Genomic DNA, 3,790 nt, shown 5'->3' with positions numbered 1-3,790 from the left:
GTGCGCCGGCTCCACAGAGGGTTGTAAACGAGTGACAAGCGTCCGGGGTCGACCGGAGGATTGTATTAAGACGGTGAAGCGTCTTGGGGTTATATGGTCAAGCCTCACGGCTCATTAGTACGCGTAAGCTCAATGCATTGCTGCACTTCCACACCGCGCCTATCAACCACCTAGTCTTGATGGTGCCTTAAGGAGAGTCAAGCTCTCGGGAGATCTCATCTTGGGGCGTGCTTCCCGCTTAGATGCTTTCAGCGGTTATCACTTCCGTTCGTAGCTACCGGGCAATGCCATGGGCATGACAACCCGAACACCAGCGGAACGTCCACTCCGGTCCTCTCGTACTAGGAGCAGCCCCCCTCAAATCTCCAACGCCCACGACAGATAGGGACCGAACTGTCTCACGACGTTCTGAACCCAGCTCGCGTACCACTTTAAATGGCGAACAGCCATACCCTTGGGACCGGCTACAGCCCCAGGATGTGATGAGCCGACATCGAGGTGCCAAACACCGCCGTCGATATGAACTCTTGGGCGGTATCAGCCTGTTATCCCCGGAGTACCTTTTATCCGTTGAGCGATGGCCCTTCCATACAGAACCACCGGATCACTAAGACCTACTTTCGTACCTGCTTGATCCGTCGATCTCGCAGTCAAGCACGCTTATGCCTTTGCACACAGTGCGCGATGTCCGACCGCGCTGAGCGTACCTTCGTGCTCCTCCGTTACTCTTTGGGAGGAGACCGCCCCAGTCAAACTACCCACCATACACGGTCCCCGATCCGGATTACGGACCTAGGTTAGAACGTCAAGCACTTCAGGGTGGTATTTCAAGGATGGCTCCACCGAAACTAGCGTCTCGGTTTCATAGCCTCCCACCTATCCTACACAGAAGAACTCAACGTTCAGTGTAAAGCTATAGTAAAGGTTCACGGGGTCTTTCCGTCTTGCCGCGGGAACGCTGCATCTTCACAGCGATTTCAATTTCACTGAGTCTCGGGTGGAGACAGCGCCGCTGTCGTTACGCCATTCGTGCAGGTCGGAACTTACCCGACAAGGAATTTCGCTACCTTAGGACCGTTATAGTTACGGCCGCCGTTTACTGGGGCTTCGATCAAGAGCTTCGCCTTGCGGCTGACCCCATCAATTAACCTTCCAGCACCGGGCAGGCGTCACACCCTATACGTCCACTTTCGTGTTTGCAGAGTGCTGTGTTTTTGATAAACAGTCGCAGCGGCCAGGTTACTGCGACCCCTCGATGCTCAGTCACGCACGTGACCACACCAAGGGGCGCACCTTCTCCCGAAGTTACGGTGCCATTTTGCCTAGTTCCTTCACCCGAGTTCTCTCAAGCGCCTTGGGATTCTCACCCTGCCTACCAGTGTCGGTTTACGGTACGGTTTTTCTACAGCTGAAGCTTAGTGGCTTTTCCTGGAAGCGTGGTGTCAGTCACTTCGTCCTCATAGGACTGGTCTCGGTGCTCGGCATAAGTGATCCCGGATTTGCCTAAGATCACTGCCTACCGCCTTTCCCCAGGACAACCAACGCCTGGTAGACCTAACCTTCTCCGTCCCCACATCGCACTGTAGAAAAGTGCAGGAATATTAACCTGCTTCCCATCGACTACGCATTTCTGCCTCGCCTTAGGGGCCGACTCACCCTGCGCCGATGAACGTTGCGCGAGGAAACCTTGGGCTTTCGGCGGGGGGGCTTTTCACCCCCCTTATCGTTACTCATGTCAGCATTCGCACTTCCGATACCTCCAGCAAGCCTTACGACTCACCTTCACAGGCCTACGGAACGCTCCTCTACCGCGTACAGGTCAAAACCTGTACACCCCGAGCTTCGGTGCATAGCTTAGCCCCGTTAAATCTTCCGCGCAGACCGACTCGACCAGTGAGCTATTACGCTTTCTTTAAAGGGTGGCTGCTTCTAAGCCAACCTCCTGGCTGTCTATGCCTTTCCACATCGTTTTCCACTTAGCTATGACTTTGGGACCTTAGCTGCGGGTCTGGGTTGTTTCCCTTTTCACGACGGACGTTAGCACCCGCCGTGTGTCTCCCGTGTAGCACGTGTTGGTATTCGGAGTTTGCCATGGTTTGGTAAGTCTCAATGACCCCCTAGCCATAACAGTGCTCTACCCCCAACAGTGTTCGCACGAGGCGCTACCTAAATAGCTTTCGAGGAGAACCAGCTATCTCCGAGTTTGTTTAGCCTTTCACTCCGATCCTCAACTCATCCCCATCTATTGCAACAGATGTGGGTTCGGTCCTCCAGTGCGTGTTACCGCACCTTCAACCTGGTCAAGGATAGATCACTCGGTTTCGGGTCTACTGCCAGAGACTATTCGCCCTATTCAGACTCGGTTTCCCTTCGCCTCCCCTATACGGTTAAGCTTGCCACTGACAGTAAGTCGCTGACCCATTATACAAAAGGTACGCAGTCACCCTTGCGGGCTTCCACTGCTTGTACGTATACGGTTTCAGGGTCTATTTCACTCCCCTCTCCGGGGTTCTTTTCGCCTTTCCCTCACGGTACTAGTTCGCTATCGGTCAGTCAGGAGTATTTAGCCTTGGAGGATGGTCCCCCCATGTTCAGACAGGGTTTCACGTGCCCCGCCTTACTCAATTTCATGCCATGCACCCTTTCGTCTACCGGGCTATCACCGTCTACGGCCAGCTTTTCCACGCTGTTCGACTAGAATGTACGACACTTTTGGGCTAGTCCGCGTTCGCTCGTCGCTACTGACGGAATCTCGGTTGATTTCTTTTCCTCCGGGTACTTAGATATTTCAGTTCCCCGGGTTCGCTTCGCATAGCTATGTATTCACTATGCGATACCGCCTGAGCGGTGGGTTTCCCCATTCGGACATTGCCGGATCAAAGCTTGTTGCCAGCTCCCCGACACTTTTCGCAGGCTGCCACGTCCTTCATCGCCTCTGACTGCCAAGGCATCCACCGTATACGCTTAGTCGCTTGACCATATAACCCCAAGTCGCCTCGGGGCCTATTCGCACAAGCCACTTCGTTTCGCCTTAACACTTGCCTCGGTTCGGTTCGAACCAAGACGCTTGTCACTCGTTTACAGATTTTCAAAGAACACCAGGCCGGCCTCAGTGCCGGTTGGCTTCAAAACATGATCTTTGTGTGCGTACACATCCAACACCGGAACTGGTGGAGCCTGTCGGGATCGAACCGACGACCCTCTGCTTGCAAAGCAGATGCTCTCCCAGCTGAGCTAAGGCCCCATAAGTGCTCTCAAGTGGTGGGTCTGGGTGGACTCGAACCACCGACCTCACCCTTATCAGGGGTGCGCTCTAACCACCTGAGCTACAGACCCATAAGGCTTCGCTTACGGTTGCATGCCCATGGCATGCGTGGATGTGCAGGTGACTTGTGTGGAAGCCTTGCGATGAAACGCGTGTCGTTTCTCGAAAGGAGGTGATCCAGCCGCACCTTCCGATACGGCTACCTTGTTACGACTTCACCCCAGTCATGAACCACTCCGTGGTCGTCGTCCCCCTTGCGGTTAGACTAACGGCTTCTGGAGCAGCTCACTCCCATGGTGTGACGGGCGGTGTGTACAAGGCCCGGGAACGTATTCACCGCAGCATAGCTGATCTGCGATTACTAGCGATTCCGACTTCATGGAGTCGAGTTGCAGACTCCAATCCGGACTGGGATCGGCTTTCTGGGATTAGCTCCACCTCGCGGTATCGCAACCCTCTGTACCGACCATTGTAGTACGTGTGTAGCCCTGGCCGTAAGGGCCATGATGACTTGACGTCATCCCC

2 tRNA genes and 2 rRNA genes are annotated in these 3,790 nt (G+C 54.6%); all 4 read right to left on the bottom strand.

Annotated features, from left to right (window positions below):
• Nucleotides 1-93 precede the first annotated feature (93 nt).
• Nucleotides 94-2,978, bottom strand: a 23S ribosomal RNA gene (locus tag J2X58_RS18870).
• 190 nt (nt 2,979-3,168) lie between these two features.
• Nucleotides 3,169-3,244 (bottom strand) — tRNA-Ala (locus J2X58_RS18865).
• A gap of 15 nt (nt 3,245-3,259) precedes the next feature.
• Nucleotides 3,260-3,336, bottom strand: a tRNA-Ile gene (locus J2X58_RS18860).
• Between the two features lie 94 nt (nt 3,337-3,430).
• Nucleotides 3,431-3,790 (bottom strand): 16S ribosomal RNA (locus J2X58_RS18855); the annotation flags it as partial.

This window comes from Luteibacter sp. 3190 (genome assembly GCF_031456385.1).
Taxonomy (GTDB): Bacteria; Pseudomonadota; Gammaproteobacteria; order Xanthomonadales; family Rhodanobacteraceae; genus Luteibacter.
Note: the sequence above shows the minus strand (reverse complement) of the source record. Positions and strands in the feature narration are given on the sequence as shown.